The sequence below is a fragment of the Sphingobacterium sp. G1-14 genome (assembly GCF_002196555.1).
GTDB lineage: Bacteria > Bacteroidota > Bacteroidia > Sphingobacteriales > Sphingobacteriaceae > Sphingobacterium > Sphingobacterium siyangense.
Genome location: NZ_CP021381.1, coordinates 738101 through 756255, shown reverse-complemented (window position 1 = coordinate 756255; position 18155 = coordinate 738101). Strand labels below are relative to the sequence as shown.

The 18155-nt window shown below is 39.2% G+C and carries 14 protein-coding genes; 4 read left to right on the top strand and 10 right to left on the bottom strand.

Annotation, left to right across the window (positions count from 1 at the left end; all coding sequences use genetic code 11):
- Positions 1-8: 8 nt before the first annotated feature.
- From CBM24_RS03325 to CBM24_RS03315, 3 genes are all read right to left on the bottom strand, one after another.
- Positions 9-1715 (bottom strand): TonB-dependent receptor, encoded by a 1707-nt coding sequence (locus CBM24_RS03325; protein ID WP_088160199.1) that lies wholly within the window; start codon positions 1713-1715, stop codon positions 9-11.
- Positions 1716-3089: a carboxypeptidase-like regulatory domain-containing protein gene (locus tag CBM24_RS03320; RefSeq protein WP_088160198.1), complete on the bottom strand. Its 1374-nt coding sequence runs from the start codon at positions 3087-3089 to the stop codon at positions 1716-1718.
- 296 nt (positions 3090-3385) lie between these two features.
- The gene (locus tag CBM24_RS03315; RefSeq protein WP_088160197.1) at positions 3386-4516 is read right to left on the bottom strand and encodes a TlpA disulfide reductase family protein; all 1131 of its coding nucleotides are present in this window, start codon (positions 4514-4516) and stop codon (positions 3386-3388) included.
- 273 nt (positions 4517-4789) lie between these two features.
- Here CBM24_RS03315 and CBM24_RS03310 point away from each other — a divergent pair, with 273 nt between their 5' ends.
- Positions 4790-5140, top strand: coding sequence for a helix-turn-helix domain-containing protein (locus CBM24_RS03310; protein ID WP_088160196.1), 351 nt, complete (start codon positions 4790-4792; stop codon positions 5138-5140).
- Positions 5141-5199: 59 nt separating this feature from the next.
- Here the strand turns inward: CBM24_RS03310 and CBM24_RS03305 are convergent, their stop codons facing one another.
- The 7 genes from CBM24_RS03305 to CBM24_RS03275 all read right to left on the bottom strand — a co-directional run bounded on the left by CBM24_RS03305 (position 5200) and on the right by CBM24_RS03275 (position 13483).
- Positions 5200-5511, bottom strand: coding sequence for a hypothetical protein (locus tag CBM24_RS03305; RefSeq protein WP_088160195.1), 312 nt, complete (start codon positions 5509-5511; stop codon positions 5200-5202).
- Positions 5512-5635: 124 nt separating this feature from the next.
- Positions 5636-6007: a hypothetical protein gene (locus CBM24_RS03300; protein ID WP_088160194.1), complete on the bottom strand. Its 372-nt coding sequence runs from the start codon at positions 6005-6007 to the stop codon at positions 5636-5638.
- Between the two features lie 131 nt (positions 6008-6138).
- On the bottom strand, positions 6139-6888 hold the full coding sequence (locus tag CBM24_RS03295) for a hypothetical protein (protein WP_075991008.1): 750 nt from the start codon (positions 6886-6888) through the stop codon (positions 6139-6141).
- 15 nt (positions 6889-6903) lie between these two features.
- Positions 6904-7557, bottom strand: a complete 654-nt coding sequence (locus CBM24_RS03290) for a hypothetical protein (protein WP_088160193.1) — start codon at positions 7555-7557, stop codon at positions 6904-6906.
- Positions 7541-8230 (bottom strand): hypothetical protein, encoded by a 690-nt coding sequence (locus CBM24_RS03285; RefSeq protein ID WP_088160192.1) that lies wholly within the window; start codon positions 8228-8230, stop codon positions 7541-7543. The genes CBM24_RS03290 and CBM24_RS03285 overlap by 17 nt, the downstream gene beginning before the upstream one ends.
- 16 nt (positions 8231-8246) lie before the next feature.
- A complete protein-coding gene (locus tag CBM24_RS03280) occupies positions 8247-11744 on the bottom strand; it encodes a DEAD/DEAH box helicase (protein WP_088160191.1) in 3498 nt (1165 codons plus the stop codon).
- Positions 11741-13483 (bottom strand): hypothetical protein, encoded by a 1743-nt coding sequence (locus CBM24_RS03275; RefSeq protein ID WP_088160190.1) that lies wholly within the window; start codon positions 13481-13483, stop codon positions 11741-11743. The genes CBM24_RS03280 and CBM24_RS03275 overlap by 4 nt, the downstream gene beginning before the upstream one ends.
- 576 nt (positions 13484-14059) lie before the next feature.
- Between CBM24_RS03275 and CBM24_RS03270 the strand changes: the two genes are divergently transcribed.
- The 3 genes from CBM24_RS03270 to CBM24_RS03260 all read left to right on the top strand — a co-directional run bounded on the left by CBM24_RS03270 (position 14060) and on the right by CBM24_RS03260 (position 18088).
- A complete protein-coding gene (locus CBM24_RS03270) occupies positions 14060-15130 on the top strand; it encodes a S41 family peptidase (protein WP_088160189.1) in 1071 nt (356 codons plus the stop codon).
- Between the two features lie 34 nt (positions 15131-15164).
- Positions 15165-16256, top strand: coding sequence for a DKNYY domain-containing protein (locus CBM24_RS03265; protein ID WP_088160188.1), 1092 nt, complete (start codon positions 15165-15167; stop codon positions 16254-16256).
- Positions 16257-16624: 368 nt separating this feature from the next.
- The gene (locus tag CBM24_RS03260; protein WP_088160187.1) at positions 16625-18088 is read left to right on the top strand and encodes a hypothetical protein; all 1464 of its coding nucleotides are present in this window, start codon (positions 16625-16627) and stop codon (positions 18086-18088) included.
- The last annotated feature ends 67 nt before the right edge of the window (positions 18089-18155 follow it).

Genomic DNA, 18155 nt, shown 5'->3' with positions numbered 1-18155 from the left:
TTCACTAGTTAAAAAGTAAGGGACAGTGTAGCCCCAAAATAGCGTGTAGGTGGAGTCTGCCCTGTCGTCGAGACCCCTATGGCATTGTTATCATTGGCACTGTAATCGGGATCGGTATACTCGTTGGATTTAGGGGTAAATAGCAAAAGATTACGTCCTTGGATGCTGACCGAAGCAGCTTTAACACCTTTTAGGCGAGAAAGGACACGCTGTGGTAAGCGGTAGGAAAGCGAGGCCTCGCGCCATTTCCAGTAATTACCCGAAATCACATAATTGCTGTACACGCCCCTATTGTATGTGCCCGAAGTCCAAAATCCAGCTCCGCCGTCTGAAACTGTAATATGATCATTGGTTACATATTGACCACTGGTAGCATCTAAATAAGAGGAGTTTGGAAAGACAAACGCCTCCCGATTATAGTAGGCACTTCGAGCCGATGACCCGCCAAAATCAAGCGTGCTACCGAGGTCTATAGCGGCAAATTTGTACCCACCACGATATTCAAAAAGAGTGCTGAAAGAGAAATCCTTCCAGCGTAAAGAAAGGTCAAGGCCCAGGCGGTGACGTGGTGTGGTATTGCCAAGTATCTTACTTTCAGAAGCCACGGAAGGGTAACCTGTATTTACGTCGATGATAACACGCCCCTGCTCATCACGGGCATAATCGGAAACGATGATCTGATTCAGCTCCAGACCCTTCTGCGCATAAATCACACTACTTCCATTAATAGAAATACGATCCAATCCGGGGTAAAGATCCTGTAAGATGTTTTTATTGTGCGTATAGTTTCCGCCAACTGTTAGTTGGAAATCCCTGCTACGAATAGGCGTGATATGCAAAGCGGTTTCGATCCCCTCGTTCGTTACTTTACCCGTATTGACATAAAATTGGGAATAGCCGGAAGAAATTGCTATCCCGGCAGGAATCGCCTGCCCTGTTGTTCCCGTATGATAGTAGGTGAGATTTGCATCAATGCGGTTATCCCACAATCTAAAATCGGTACCAAACTCAACCCCTGTAGTAATTTCTGGTTTTAAATTAGATGAAATAATGCGGCTTCCCTGAGAAAAGAAAGTTCCGCTACTATATCCTGTAACTGAGGAGAAGGTGGGTACCAGCGAGTAAGGATCCACGTTGACATAGCCAGTGCGCGACAGACCTCCTCTCAACTTCCAGTAATTGACAATCGAATTGTCTTTTAGTTGCTTAAAGGCATCCGTTGGAATGAAAGACAAGTCTACAGAAGGATAGAAATAAGATCTATTTGCTTTGCTGAGGACTGATGTCCAATCATTTCGGCCTGTAGCATGTAAGAAAAGGTAATCTTTGTATCCGACCAAGAGGTCACCCCATACCGCAAATGTACGTGCCAGTGTATTCGATTCGCTGGCACCAGCTTCCCCGATTCGGTTCGACACGTTGTAAAGCCCCGGGATTTCAAGACCTGATGCCGAAACAGCTACCGATTTATATCGTCGGCTAATAGCAGTACCGGTCAGATTAAAGTTGAAAGAGAAGTCATTGACATCTTTTTTTATCCCTATCTGAAGATCATGGTTGATACGGGCACTGTTATATTCGGTGTCCGAAACACCACCCGCTAAATTGGTACGTCCAATGGTATTGACAGAATAGCTCGAATAAGTCTGTTTGGGTGAAACAGATTTTGAATCATACCATCGGTTGGAAATTGAGGGTCTATAGGTAAACTCCAATCAAGTTGTCGGACGATACTTTAGTTCGATTTTGGCTGTCAGATAGCTGTTTTTTGTTTTCGATCGATAATTATCCGCTGTCCAATAAGGATTTAAGTACCAAGGATTGTACCAACCGTCAGGTGTCGCAAAAGGATTATTGACATAGTCTTTGTAGCTCAATAGTGGAATATTGGCTGGAGTCTGTGTTAACTGCGTATAAATGGAGCTTGTCGCTGAGGTAATATCATAAAAGTTCTCGACATAACTCGCTGAATAATCCAGGGTCAGATTGGGATAAAAAGCTCTTGTACCGTTTAAACGAAAAGAGATCCGGTTGTATTTATCACCGGGGGTTGTTCCTCGACCGGTAAGATATTGACCGGCAATGTATTGCGAAGATTTATCATTTCCGGAGGAGATCGAAAGATCGGTCTGGTTATTGCGGCCGACATTCCAAAAATCAAAACGATCATTACGTGCTGAATAAGTACCATATTGCTGTTCCCCATTTTCCAAAGGATTACCGATCGCAACGGTAGACCCGTCGAAAGCAGGACCATACTGTTGGTTTTCTTCGGGGTTGTAGATCTGTGTACCCGAAGTGGATCCTGCACCAAACTTATCCTGTAACTTCGGAAAGAAACTGATTTTTTCCAACGTAAAGGTATTACTCAAGTTGATCGCGGTACGTCCCGCCTGTCCTTTTTTCGTTGTAATGATTAACACCCCATTGGATCCTTCAGCTCCATACGCGGCAGCACCTGAAGCTCCATTCAGAACCTGTACATTTTCTACATCTGCAGGATTAATATTGTTGAGCAGATCACTGCTCACAACAGCATTATCCAACACGATTAAAGCTGTATTGTCGCCCAATAAAGATCTGTTTCCCCTAAGCACCAACCGGTAATTAGGGTTCACACCACTGCTGATCTGATTGATCTGCAATCCCGGTACCTTCCCCTGAAGCCCCCCAGCAATAGTCGGTGATTTTCCTTGGGTGAGATTTTCGCCGGTGACCTGCGTTGTTGCATAACCCTGCTCGCGGGGAGTCCTGAGAATCCCCCCTGCTGATACCACAACTTCATCCAACACAGATTCCTCTTTCAGTAACACAACATCCAACGATGATCGTCCTTTTAAATCAATGTGACGGACCTGATAGCCTATGAAGCTAAATATAAGTTTTTCGGAAGCTGCGACACGGAGGCTATATTGACCATCTCTACCTGTTTGTGTGGCCTCCTTCGTATTCTCCACCCGGATAGAAACTCCAGCCAAAGGAGTACCATCCGGTGCAGATACAATTCCGCTGACTTTACGAGAAGACTGTGCCTGAACATGGATGGCAAAGAGTATCCCCAACAAAAAATAGATTAATTTTTGTTTCATTGTAATTTTCGATTAATAAAAGTGTGGCATGTCACATAGGGACAAGGCAATGCCCTAGGGGCATTTGCTCGGCATCCCTTTTTGCGACAAAAAAGTATAACAACATGAGGTAAACCCCATATCGTCAATGAATAAAATAGAGGGAGTAGTTTAGACCTACATATATGGAATAGGCATGCACATTCGTGCTTGGGAAATATAGGCTGAATCAACAACATGCACTGTCGTTGTAGCAATGGATTTTTTACAGGATAAAATCGATAACTGTCTTTTCATAAATTCTGTATGTTTACTGTTTAATCAACGATATATTTAGAAAGTTGGAGTTCCAAATCTTCACCACGAAGGTTTTTGGCAATTATTTTTCCATTGGGATCGATCAGAAAATTTTGAGGAATCGATCGGATATTATAAAGCTTAGCGACCTGGTTATCCCAAAAATTAAGATCCGAAACCTGATCCCACTCTAATTTATCATCTGCAATAGCTTTTAGCCAATTGTTCTTTTTGCCAGGTTGATCTAAAGATACGCCGAGCACGGTAAATTTTTTGTTTTTTAGGGCATGATAAGCTTTTACGACATTTGGATTTTCATGACGGCAGGGACCACACCAACTTGCCCAGAAATCCAACAACACATATTTACCTCGATAATCAGCAAGGGAAATATTTTTACCTTCTGGGTTAGCTTGCGTAAAAGCCGGAGCAATCTGTCCGATCGACGTCGCTTTGGTTTGATCAATCTGTAGTGCAAAAGCTTTTCCTTTTTCCGAATGACGTATTTCTGGACTGAGCTGTTTGAAATATCGATCCAGGTCCTCAGCTTCGGGAGCATAGCCTACGACCTCTGCAATACGGTCTAGGCTGACGAAAGAATTGGGATTCTCTGAAATAAAGGTTTCCAGGATTTTTTTATTCCCAAGCTGATAGTTTTCGCTGAGCTGTTCGATTTCCTTTTTGAATTCGGGGGAGTTTCGTTGCTCTTGGCTTGCCGAAAAATATTTTGTATTCAGCGCATCACGCAAAGGGGCAATTTTTTCAAGCCGCGTCTTTAATTGGCTAAGCTCCGTATTTGTCTTTCCTCCTTGAACCGATGGATTTTTCAATGAATCGGTAGACTGAACCTTGATCGCTGTGTTTTCAAGATAGAACGTTAGACTTTTTGAACGTTGCGCTAAGGCCAGTGTTTTACCTACCGTTAGGCTAGCTATTGTCGGATCGGCAATCGTATAATTGAATTGAAATGTTCCATTTGAACCGATGTTAACCGAATCGACGCTGCGTTGAGTACCATTCCGATAGCTCAGAAAAGCTTTGTCCTGCGTGGTATAGCCAGTCACTCGACCGCTTAGCAGGGCAGTTTTATGCTGCGCCATAATCGCTGTAGAGAAAGTGAGCGATGCAATCAATGTAAATACTTTAGTCATATGTTTATTTTTTAAAAAACTACCAAATAAGTAGACTATTCAAAAATAAGTGGTTTGACTATTCATTTCCAACAGTTAGGTAGAAAATATTCCTATATTAAATGGTGCTATGAACATTTAATACGCCTTAGTGGGAAAGATTTTTCGAGGAGGTAACAATAGTTTTGAAATAAATAAAAATAAAGACTACTACATAGGTAGATTATATTTTCAAATTACTTATCTTTGGCTATACCAAACCCTGTGTTCACATTAATTTGAATTCTACTAACCATGAGCAATGTTACATCACAAGAAATTATCAAAGCCGTTAAAGAGCGTAGGAAATATCTCAAGATATCACAACGGGCAATGGCTGAACAGCTATATATTTCCTTAAAGGCCTATCAGAACCTTGAGATTGGAACGACGAAGATAGACATTGAACGTCTACAGCAAATTGCGGATATATTACAAACGGATATGAATAGCTTGATCAATCCTCCGACAGCTCAGATAAAGGGCGAAAAATTACCCTTAACAAAGGAAAAGCAGCTTTTAAGCGACAAAGAAAGTTATATCTCTTATTTGGAGGAAAGTTTACAGTTTTACAGAAATCTTATTAAGGAGAATAATCTGATGTAGCTAAAGAGCTTCAAATTAAAAAAGTATGCTTGACATTCTTTATGAAATTCATAGACCACTTAGCGCTTTCGCATGGTGAGGCTATAAATCCGGAAGATCATCAAAGCCAGGGCTGCAGCAAAAAGAATATTGCCGATCAATTTTAGAGGTTCAAATTCATGGTATCCAACCTGCTCATTAAGATCTGGGCTATAGCCGCTTCCTTCCCTATAAAATGTCCAGGGAAATCCTATTGTCAAGTTGCCGTCAACGTCAAGTTGATTATGATAGAAACAAGCTGTCAAAATAGCAAAAACACCAATAGTACCAATAAAAACTTTACATAATACTGGTACTAATGATGTTTTTCGTTGTTCAGGTTTTGCATGCATGATTAAATATAGCAATTCATTTTGATTGCATGTTATAATCACTATCGTTAGCCAATTAATGACGAGTTAGGTTTAAACATTTTGATCGTCGTATTTTACAAGGTTGATCAAACTTAACATAAAGTTACGCTATATCGTCCCCTTCATCTTCTTTCATAATACTATGAATACGATCCTCTAAAACTTTTTTGTGCCAGGCATCCAACAGTAGTCTTGTATTTCCGATCAGATCATCTCCACCAGTCTCCATCATTTTCACCCACTCTTCTGCAAATTCCCTATATTCAACAATACTGTTTTCGGACTGTGTATATTGGATCAAATATTCCATCGCAAATAGATTAGCCCAGCGATCGGGTTGTATTGGATCACACATATACTCTGCAATGTCAATTTTATCAATAAATTCCTGTACAACTTCTTCCGGTGTGAAATTGAACAGATCGCAGAACTGTTTAAATGCTGTTGTCAATTTAATATTTTCGAATGTTTCCATTATTTATTTAATTTAAGAAGTCATCATTTTTTTTATCCTAGTTACCTCTATTTAACCGCTGTAAGATTACGCCATCTTCATCAAAAGACAGGTTGTTTCCCAAACTTTCCAAAGGTTGTTTATAACTCAAATTAGTCCTCCTTAGTTTCCAAAAGATTATCTAGCCAGACGTGATAAAGTGCAACTCTTTGATCAAGATCCCGATAGAAAAAATATCGTTTATTAAGCTCCTGCAAATCCATTATAAATCGTTTAAAAAAAGATGTATTACGATATTCCCAATCAATAAGGCCGCCATAACCGTCAAGGACACGATGAATAAATCCCAAAACTGGATTATAAGTCGCTTTATCGAGGTGCATTGCTGCTAAAAAATCAGGTGTTGATGCCTGCAGCATCATGGTATTGATATAATGCGATGGATGAACGGAATTCATAATGCAAGTCAGCAGAAAATCCTTACTCAATTTAAAGTATATGTTTTCATCTAAATAAATTCGATCTTTAAGCATTACCTTTTTAGCAAAAAGATCATAAAGCTGCGCAGTAATAATACGCCCTCTATTTCTGCGTTCGCCGGTACTATAATTTCTATTGACTGCTAATTTTACCTGACGTCGCAATAATTTTATCCCAACATCCCTGTCATTATCTTTGAATTCGATCTTCAAACGATTATGGTCTTTAGGAATTTTATCGTTGATAAAACGTATAGCCCTAGTCACAATATTATAGCTTGAATTATCTTTAAAATTTTGATCTATAAAAGAGTAATGATCCAAAAACAATTGGATAAAAGCTGGTACAGCGATACCAAAAAGCTCACATATTAACCGAAAATTTCGTGGTACCTTTAAAGGTACTCCAATTATATCTTCCATATTTTTTAATATTTTTTATTTATGTGCGATATAGCGGAAGCCAAAACTCTTGGCTTTAGTTTTCCGCAGCGGTGCACTCCCTTTCTTTCCTACGAACACGCCAATTTCATGCATCAAGCTTTTTATGCAAATTTTTTCTCCCAGATACTTTTCCGCATAACGCCATAGTTCAAGCGGTGTTCTATATTTCTTAAAATAATCCATCTCGATAAGCTTACCCAAAACGATTTCCACTACCATGCAATCGCATGCGAACTGTTCAGCTTGGGCTGAATCTTCTATCCTGATTTCCTCCATTAATTGAAAAAAAGTCATGGTTTCAACGGAATTGATAAAATATTCCATTTGATAGTATCGAATAGCCTTTTCTTCCCAAATCGTCAACTCAAACTGATAGCTAGATTTATTGTCAAATCTACTGATATCTATACCCCTACGATTAAATACCCAACTGAGATGCACCATAACTTCAAGATTTCCGGCCGGAATTTTAAGTTCTTCCATTTCCTTAACATAGGTTTGCTCTTGTCCCATTAAGAAAGCCATTTCTTCACGGGTAAAACCGCAGCTGATCCGATTTAATATCAGGAGATAAATAATACCCGCATAGTACATGGAAAATTCTGCGCGAAATCTCTCTCTGCCAATATCATTAATTAAATTTTGCATGCTCCTCCTTTCTATCAACCGGATAAAAAGAATACCTTCCTTCTACATTTCTGACGACCAACCTGTTTTGCTGAATGAGTCCATACAGCACATTTTTCAAATGCCTTGGATAAATCTGGAGATGAACCTGTCCCGTTTCCTTAACTTTCCGAAACAGTTGCCAAGGAGCTGCACCATGCCCAAAGAATTCCAGATCCAATAGCTCTTCAATCTTTTGGCGCACATGTAACATCGCATCCGATTCAAGCTGGACATCTTTTTCAGCTTTCCATTCCTCAAATTGCAATGCAATTGAAGACTTTTTTTGCGAGACAAACTGCCAAGGAATTTCGATAGAATAATGCCACCTGACCTCGTCCTCTTCAATATGAAGACGGACGAGACGTTCTTCGGTAACTTCATATCTTTCGCGATGGAATTCCATCGGTTCAATGCATGAGCTCATGTATATTCGATCCAGCAAGATCGATTCCTGGGTCAAAAAACTTCGTACCTGATACATTTTTTCAAAGTCTAAATATGCATGATCAGGTCTACCAACCAAGAACGACAGTTCTTCAGGTCTCCAGCCCTTTTCTATTCTCCGTTTTAGATAGGTGTACCATAGTTGAAAATCGTGCGAAAACATCATTCCCCCATAGGATGCTTTTTGTGGAGATACTTTTTTGATCATTATAGTGTACAATTGGTTATTCAAATAATTTAAGCAGCTCATCTTTACTGATCGATTTCATTAGATTAGCCTCATCTAAAATCAGTCCTTCGGATATTCGTTTTTTACTTTCTTGAAGGGCTAAGATGTGCTCCTCAACGGAATCCCGACAAACAATCTTATAAGCCATCACATGCTTTTCTTGCCCTATTCGATAACAACGATCTATCGCCTGTGCTTCGGCAGCAGGATTCCACCAGGGATCCAAAATATAGACATAGTCGGCAGCCGTTAGATTTAAGCCGGTTCCTCCCGCTTTAAGGCTAATGAGAAACACACGGCATTCGTCCTCGTTCTGAAATCTTTCGACCGCATTTTGCCGCTGATCTTGATTCATCTTACCATCAAGGTAGACATAAGCTATTCCCTTATTTTCGATTCGTTGAGCCACCAGCTTAAGCATGGAAGTATACGCCGAAAAGAGAAGAATCTTATGATTTGGAGCTACTTCATCCATGATCTCATCAATAAAATCCAATTTAATAGATTCATGACCGAAGCCGCCATCTTTCATCAGAATGGGGGAGTTGCAAAGCTGCCGTAGTTTTTGCAGCGCCTCGATCGCTAAAAATTTGGATTTCGTGGAATCAGCGCTATTCAGATTATTTTCAATCTCTCCCTTGAATATTTTTCTGACCTTATCGTATATTTTCCTTTGCTCTGGAAGCATATCCATATAGAGAATTGTTTCGGTCTTTTCAGGAAGGTCCAAAGCAACCTGTTTTTTTGTACGCCGAAGAATAAAAGGTTGGATCATCTTTTGGAGGCTAGAAGTCGTCTCTTGAACCATATCTACCTCTTTGACACCCTTATATGCCTTATTAAAATTTCGATAATCTCCAAAGAAACCAGGATTAACTAAAGACATTTGCGCATAAATATCTTGTATACCGTTTTCAACTGGCGTTCCTGTCATCGCTACACGGTAATCGGCCTTAACCATTGACAGCACCTCAAAACGCTTCGAATTACGGTTCTTGACGGCTTGGGATTCGTCCATAATCAGATAGCTAAAGTCTAAACTGGTTAAATACGCCGCATCAGTCAACATCGTTCCATATGTCGTAAGAACTACAGTGCCTTCCTCTTCAAAAATAAATGCTTCCCGGTGTTTCCCATGATAGATTTCTATTTTTCGATAGGGGGCGAACTTTTTATATTCATTTTCCCAATTGAACAAAAGAGAGTTCGGGACAACCACTAAAGCAGATTTTCCTGTAGAATGCTGTTGATAAAAGTATTCCAGCACTGTTATAATCTGCAATGTTTTCCCTAAACCCATATCATCAGCCAAAAGGCCGCCCCACTGAAATTCATTCAAAAAAGTGAGCCAGCTAAAACCTACCTGCTGATAAGGTCGTAATTGCGCTTTTAAGCTTCTAGGGATTTCCAAAAGAGGGATTTCATCCAAAGCTGCGAGTTTTTCACGACGTTCCCGAATACTGTCCTGAATAATTTTTTTATCTATTTTATCCAAAACCTTCTGCATAGACACAAGTTGAATTGTATTTAAGACAAAACAATCTTCTTCTCTTCTTCCTCCTAAAAACAATGGCCTGAAGATTTCTCGGTCAGCGCGGCGTATAATGCCAAAAGCCCCTTCAGTAAGAGTAAAAACTTTATCTGTTCCCATAATCAAATCCTCAAATTCATCCATTGAAATTGTGTGTCTTCCAAATTTCGGCCCCAGTAGAATTGAACATAGGTTATTTTCCAAACGGATATTACGTACAGTACAATTTAGAGGGAAAGGATAGTATGCGCTACCTTGCTGAAGATGGTCAATTTCTAACGAAATTTCATTGAGAGAGCAGCTTTCCATGAAATCAAATAGCCAAGTGGTATTTTCAATTTCTTTCAAAGGAATCAACCAGTTATTTTCTAATGCTGTCTCCTTAAGAATCGGATGTTGTGTTTTAACAAATTCCTGAAAAACCTGTTCTTCGAGCTTATCCCTTTCAAAATATGCCAATTGATTCTGTCTCTCCCCTAAAATCAAATTGCTACTGGAGTTTAACAAAAACCTACCCTCTTTCTCATATTCGGCAAAAGCCGCTATACAAAGGAATTGGTCAATTACAGAAATAGTAGCTATTTTTTTAAACGGCTTAAAGACTTGAGGAATTGTCATATTTTCCCCTACCCTATTTAAGATGACAAGTTCCGCTATTTTTGATAGGGGTATCAGATAATCGTTTAAGAAGGCATGATAATTCTCTTTAAAGACAGTCAATCTATATTTCCATTGTCTAAACTTTTGCAATACTCCAGCCTGGGTCAGATTATCAATAAATAAAATTTCCTCGTTAGATATTTTCAGAAAGAAACAATTTTCATCCCCCAAAAACTCAGGACAATCTATTAGCTGGTTTCTGTAATAGAGACAAATTCGCATTTTCAGATATTGATCCTGATCATCAATTTCGACTTTGAGCTGCAAATTCCCCCGTGCTTTAGTTAATGTAGCGGCACCCAGCACGCTCGAATTTTTCAAATTAATCTGATGTGCAAATCGATAGCGTTTAAATGTTTGGGCAAAACGTAATTTAATTGGAAACGGAGGATCCTCCAGTAAATCACGCCATATCTGTATAATTTCCCATTGTTTCCGCTCGAAGTAGTTGATATCTTCACTGATTAGATCCTTCTTCTCTTCCCGAAGTATTTTATCTTCATAAAGGAGGGCGGCAAATCGACGACTGAACAATTCCAGATACTGATCATAAGAATTTAAAGACATCTTCAAGTTACTTTCGTCCAATAGATAAGAGTGCGAAAAGGAACGAGAGCGTTTAAATTTATAATGAAAAGGAAAAAAAACAGGCAGACCAAAAGCGGAAAAATTTATTGTAACAAAAAAACATACTTCATCGTTTCGCTTTAAATCGAGATATCCTTCCAAGTTACGTGCAGGCAGACGAAGTCCATTCTCATAATCATTAGTAGCTAAACGATAAAATCGTCCATATTCATTATTCATTTCTACAGTTAACGCCGCATAAGAATAGTTCTCACAGACCTTAAATGGCACGATCTTTTTCTTCCATGGTGGCAAATTGTTGATTTCAGCCCGATATAGGCCCTTTAAATAATTTGGGCAACTATCCAGTAATTTATTCGATAACAGGGTTGCTTCGTGTACGCAAAGCCCTGCTACATCGTCGCTACAAGAACAATTAATGCTGAGGTGTTCCGTAGTCAGCTCGACTTTAACCGTAGTACCCGAGAACTTTTTTAACTTAAGTTCATATTTCGGTGGATACGGTCGGACCTGAATAACAATATTCTCTCGTTCCATAAATGGAATCTCATCATCAGCATAATATTTGCTCAGGTAGCGCGGAGTCATTCTCCCTATAAATCCATCTTCCCAAGGAATTACAAGAGGTTCACTAGAATTTCTTTTTGGAAGTATTTTTTCGGCTGAACGGATCTTAGCATCCGTCGTAATGCAGTTAAAGCCAATTCCCATCATATCACTTCGTTTAATTTACCTTCAGATTTCACTTCCATATATTTTATACTTCGGTCGCACAAATCGACAAAGAAATCTGTAATTTCTCTCGCTTTTGACCTAAAGTAGTCCATATCAAGCTGAGCTAATTGTGAAGGAAGCTCATAGACCCGCCCTTTCATCTGTTTTAATAACTCTGCATTCAATATTTCTTCTACATCACCTCTGGCGGTAAAAAACTCCTTAACCTTTTTATCACAGATACAGGTCCAGTCCACCAGATCGGCTATCGTCACATTCATTGGGGCATAACCGATCCGTAGGTAGAGATAACTGTATAGTCCAATTGAAGTCAATTGATTTAAAAATAATACAGCCAATTGTGGACTAGCAAGTCCTTCAAAAGCAAATACACCTAGCAGATCCTGCATGAGTTTTGAATTGCGTGTCCATGAAATGGATGTCTTAAACAATGTATCATGCCAATTGATCGGAGAAACGGAATATGTTGGCTTATAACTCGGACGACGGTAAACAACAACAGATTCATTCCAGATGGTATGGGAGAAACGGCTGCCCAGATCCAGTTTTGTTGCCAGGAAATCTGTACTCATAAAAGCTACAATTGCAGTAACTCCACCATAAACGATTTTTCGAAAATGACAGTGACCTATTTTCTTTTTTATTACTGCAAGGTAGATTTCTGCCTTTTCATTTTCCTGCGGTGGAAAATGAAAAAGTCCTTTCCCATGCGCATCGCTGACGTAATAATTGAGCAGCATCATTTGTTCGGGATTATTCTCCTGACGAATCTGAGCCAGCACATGAAGTATATCTGTCTCATACCGCTCCGGCCAAGGAAATGCATGAAACTGCGAGGCCGTAGCATTCGATAATGCAGCGTCCTTCGCCGCCAGATTACCTACTGCAACTTCGACGTTTTTATTCGCGACTTTTTGTTCCGCTATTGCCAACAATTTTTCATGGCCCGCTTTAAGGCCTTCCATAAAACTCAGGTACAGCTGTTCAATCGTATAAAGAACAAACTTGCAATGCTCATAAAGCCAGGAGGCGTCAAAGGCGGAGATTTCGAGATCCTTGTTTTGTTTCACCGCATCAAAGGCGCTGTCCAATAATCTAAAACGTTTCTTTTCTTCCTCATCCTTTCCGACAATGGACTCCCTTAACATGGAAAAATGTTCATTGAGGCTTTTAATTCTGTTATTAACATGATGTACATTATTGGCTTTTCCGTCAATCATTAGCTGTAAAAAACGCAAATGATTTTCCATACTTTGATGTAACATAAATACAGCCCTTTGATAGTTCCCCTGCTGACCAAATGTTTCAGCCCCCTGTAGGAATCCCGCTGAAATAGGCAAGAGCTTCTGGTAATATTCATCAGCTATTTCTAGGACACTTTTTAGTTCTTTCGCTTGAAGGGGTGGGTTCTTTTTGCTACTAGCCTGATATATGGTATTTTCGGGTAGGGAGGCATAGGAATAATACAGGCTGCCCACTTTGACTTTACTGAGCATTTCAGCAATTGGCACCAGCTCAAAGGAAATATTCTTCTGGTCCATTAAACATAATTCCACAATAGGTTTTAATACCTTCGGTGAAAGCCCGCTCACATGCTTGAGCGCAAGAAGCAAATGATAATGATCCTGCCCGAGAAACTGATATTTAAAAAGATAGGCACGATCGAGATCCATACGCTGAGAAAGCCTATCGATAATTAATTGGCTATTAATTTCCATACTAAATGATTTAAGATTAAAAATTTGGCACAATAAATTACCCCAACAGATCAGACTGTTACAGATCATTATTGCAAATAATCAATACTTTATTGTAAAAAAAACAGTATTACAACCAAGGAGACTAAAGAGGGGTTAACACATTACTACATATAGACGTTCGCCCCTTGGCTTTTCAGGAAATACCAGCATTTAAATCAACATGTATTCAAATCATTCATTTAGCGAAAAAGTGTTTCACCGTCGCTGGCAATATAGACAGAGCAAACACTTTGTTTTCCCATGAAAAGAAAAACAAAATAGAATACATTAATATAGTTTATATATACAAATATATAAATAAACAAAACCAAATCAAAATATTATTTATCATTAAAGTTTTAAATAAAGGATACCGGCCTGTACATAGACACACGACCATTTATTTCCAGCTTTTACACATTATAAATATATGCTGCGAATTGTAAACAACTCACGAATCAATTATATATTTCTACTATTTTTAGGCTATTCAATTATTAAGCTATCAGAAAATACGCTATTTCTTTAATTGCATTAATTTTAACAACGATATCCATGACCAATACCAAATTATTCCTCATCTTTTGTCTTGTTTTCTTTGTTCGACCAATATATGGTCAAACCACCTGCAACTGCTCACAGGCACTTAAGCAATTAATTGTAAAAATAGAGAGCGAGTACCCTGGTTTTCCAGAAAAAACCAAGCAGAATAAGGACCTGTATCAAGCTAAAAAAAATATATTGACGAAGAAAAGCTTACTGGTTTCAAATGGGAGCTGTATGCGACTTTTGCAGGAATATCTTGACTTCTTCCAGGATGAACACATTGTCTTAGATGATCTTTCCAAAAAGAAAAATGCTCCACAGACAAGTACCGAAACCCCAAAGGCAGAACCAGAAGAGGAAATAAGTTCAAAATCGATCAGTCCCGATATATTTTATATTAAGATCTCAAGCTTCGGGTACGAAAACATAGCCCCTTTCAAAGAGCTGATCGAAAAAAACAAAGAAAAGATCGAAAGCAGTAAAGGACTTATTATAGATGTACGAAACAATGGTGGTGGAACGGACGATGTATACCAGCCCCTATTGCCCTATATCTTAACTAACCCGATCCGGATTATGAGTGTTGAGTTTTTTGCGACACAGACCTTAGTCAATGGGTTGCGTGATTATGCCATCAAGAATATCAAGCAGGATTCTCTGAATGAAGTAAAAAGAATTGACGAAGATCTGCGGGAATACAGGGAGAATATCGGAAAATTTGTACTGTATGGTGACGAGAAGGTGATCATAGATACGATTGTCCTTAATAAAAAAAGTCCGCAACAGGTCATTATCCTAGCCAATAGAAATGTAGCCAGTTCAGCGGAGAATTTTTTATTCAGTTCCCGCCAGAGCAAAAAAGTAAAAATCATGGGAACCCCGAGTATGGGCGCCCTTGACTATGGCTCTATACGTGAGTTCAAATTTGGTTGCGACAACTACCAGCTCCTTTTGCCAACCTACCGATCTACCCGTTTACCGCAATATCCGATTGACAATATAGGTATACAGCCCGATATCTATCTGGATGAATCTATTACAGACTGGATCGATTTTGCGGTGCGTTACATCAATGAATAAGCAATAATTGCGATAAAGTATAACGTTGGCGAGTATGAAAAATATCTTAAAAATGGGAATAATAAGTGCTTTGATAGGCCTGCTCTTTTCCTGCAAAGAGCAAGTGAGTCCTTTGTCTGAAGATTACTACAAAAAGAGCGGTGCGATTTATTTTATACCGGGCGGAAACGGCTTTGAACGAGGTTCGAGAAAGATGGTTGCCGATCTGGCAAGTTTTGCTGTGATCAAAGAGGTCTATGCCCGCGATAAAGATCACGTCTATTTTATGGGATGCCCGCAAGAGCTGGTCGATGTAAAGACATTTCAACTGAAAAACAACATTCCAATCGATCAGGAGCATGTATTCAAGTTTGAAGGTTTTGCTTCGCCTACTTCAACGTGTAGCCAAAATCAGCTCACCATTATCGAAAGAGCAGATCCTGCAACTTATACAACATTATATCATCAACTTCCAGCACTAGCTAAAGATAAAGCACATTACTTTTATAGGTATCAACCGCTGAACGTCGACTATGCTTCATTCAACGTAGTTAACAGTAATTTTGTAAAAGATAAAAATCAGCTTTTCGTAGTAACAGACAAAGCGATTCTTCCGCTCCACTATAAAACAGAGAACGTTAAGGCTCTCAATATAGCCTATCTACTACTGAATGACCGAATACTGCTCTACTACGAGCCTTATCAAAACATCGGTATACTGGAGATCGAACTTCCTTCATCAAACAACATAAAATTCCTTAATGATAAGACAGTAATCATTGACCAATTGGTGATTATCTCGGGTAAGCAATTTGAATATGCAGCGGTCGATGCCGAAAGTTTCGAGCTATTGGAAGGGGCAAATGGAAAAGTCCTTTGGTCGCGCGACAAAAATCATGTCTATTACGAGCAACAATTATTTGCCGAAGCAGATCCGAAAACCTTCGAGGTTCTCAAGTTCGCTGTAGCAAAAGACGCGAACCACATTTTCATTGGAAATAAAATATTCAATGGCCCTGATGTAAAAAGCTTCAGAAAGGTTGACAAGTCGCGAGTAAACCATGATTTCGAAGATGACCGGGGCAACAAATACTGGTACCAAACCAACAAAGGGGAGGTTATTTTGGTTCCGGTTACTAAAAAGTGATCACACTAATCGGCTCAACAATAAGCGAAATTTGAGCCGATTAACCAATTTAATCGGCTCAACCCCAAAATTAGCGCTGCTCCTTCCCGATATCATCTGTCCAATCAACGGTTAATATTATATTCCAACAGGCTATAACTTACAATATACGGTATTCCATTTCACTTTCATTACACTAAATCTCTCCTGATTGCCGTCAAGATAATCACTGAAATCGGCTATTTTTCCAAAGCTTGTTTTCCACTACTTTAGCTTCGAAACCAACGCGTTTCAGAGCGTGTACGATTCGCATTCGGCCTCGATCAACGAGAGCAATTGCAATAACATGCGAGTTGCAAACAAACAGGTTCAATTTATAGAAAAAAAGGATGATCAAATCAGTATTACTAAGTATAACAGCTATGCTATGTATCACAGCATGTGCACAGGAATCCGCCATAATCACAAAAAATGACCGGGTTAAATGGATTCCCTATCAAACCAAAAACAAGCAGTTTGTCTATGTCGACAGTGCATTCCATAAGAAGCTATCCCAAGAGTTCCATTGGGCTCAGCCGTTCACGTCCACAGGATATGCACTGGTAGCCAATGAAAAGGATCAAACAGGGATCATTAACAGCAAAGGTGAATTTATCGAACATTATTCCGACGCAGATTTACAGCTCTTAGACCTCAAACAGCTGACTCTCGTAATGAAACGTCAGGAATATGAAAAGAAATTGCCCTTCTGGAAATGGAACTGGAATATCCTAAGCAGTTATATCAAGAAAACAGCTACTTATGTTAAGCTCGAAATACGGGTATTGGAAAGCAATCAGGTCCTGTTGAAAAAAGATATTCCTTACGATGAGAACGAGTATAACCTTGCAACTTACCCCTTAGACGACAAGCACCTGATCCTCAATGGAAACCTGTATCTGCTAAAAGATCAAAAACTTAAGAAAATAGAAGAACACATTGAAATGCCCTTGGAAAACGGTCGTTATATTCCAGCATCAGCAAACAGTTTTGCCATCCTTGATATTCAAAGCAAAAAAAAGGTTTTATCCGCTTTGACAGGCATTGACAAAATAGACCTTCTTTGGAAAAATGAGGTCATACAGCTCGATTCCATCAATCAGGAGCGCTACAGCCCAACAATCCCCAAACTACTAAAGGACAATAATACAGGGACTATATATGCCTTTCCACAATACGACAAAGCTTTTCCAAAACAAATTAGACAAGCCAATGCGACACAGATTGCCTTTCTAAAAGAAATATCCTTAGTTTATTCGGTGACTAATTCGCCCTATTTTATTCTGGGCAGATTTAACTACGATCATGCGATCTGGGCTTATGATTGGCTATATATAGATAAAGATGGCAACTTATTGGACACCATCAAAGCCCCGAATTTCTATATCCTGGATCAGGTGGGTAATTTGGTGTGGCCAGACAAACACATGTTACTCACCTCGAATGCCATGGAAAAGAATTGGAAGACCGGAAAAATAAAATACATCGATTCATCAGAAGATCTTTATTTAATTGATGTAAAACGAGGTGATCTGGAACCTACAAAAGGCCTATGGAATTCAAGTGCAAAGACTTGGGATATAAACCCCGATTTCGAACATATTGAAACCTTAGATGGTAAACGACAAATCTTCGCATTACAGGAGCATAAAGATGGTCGCTATACTTTATACAACAATAAGACAAAACAACGAATCGGCAACAAAAGCTACATGACCATCAATCCCAACGGTTGGGTACAACATAAAAATGAGCACAATCAGAATGAGAACTATTTTATAGACATTGCTACGGGCGAGGAGTATAAAGAATAAAAATATACCGCTCAATTTCAGCTCAAATTGCCAAGATTAATTTATAACAGACAAAATATACTCTTTA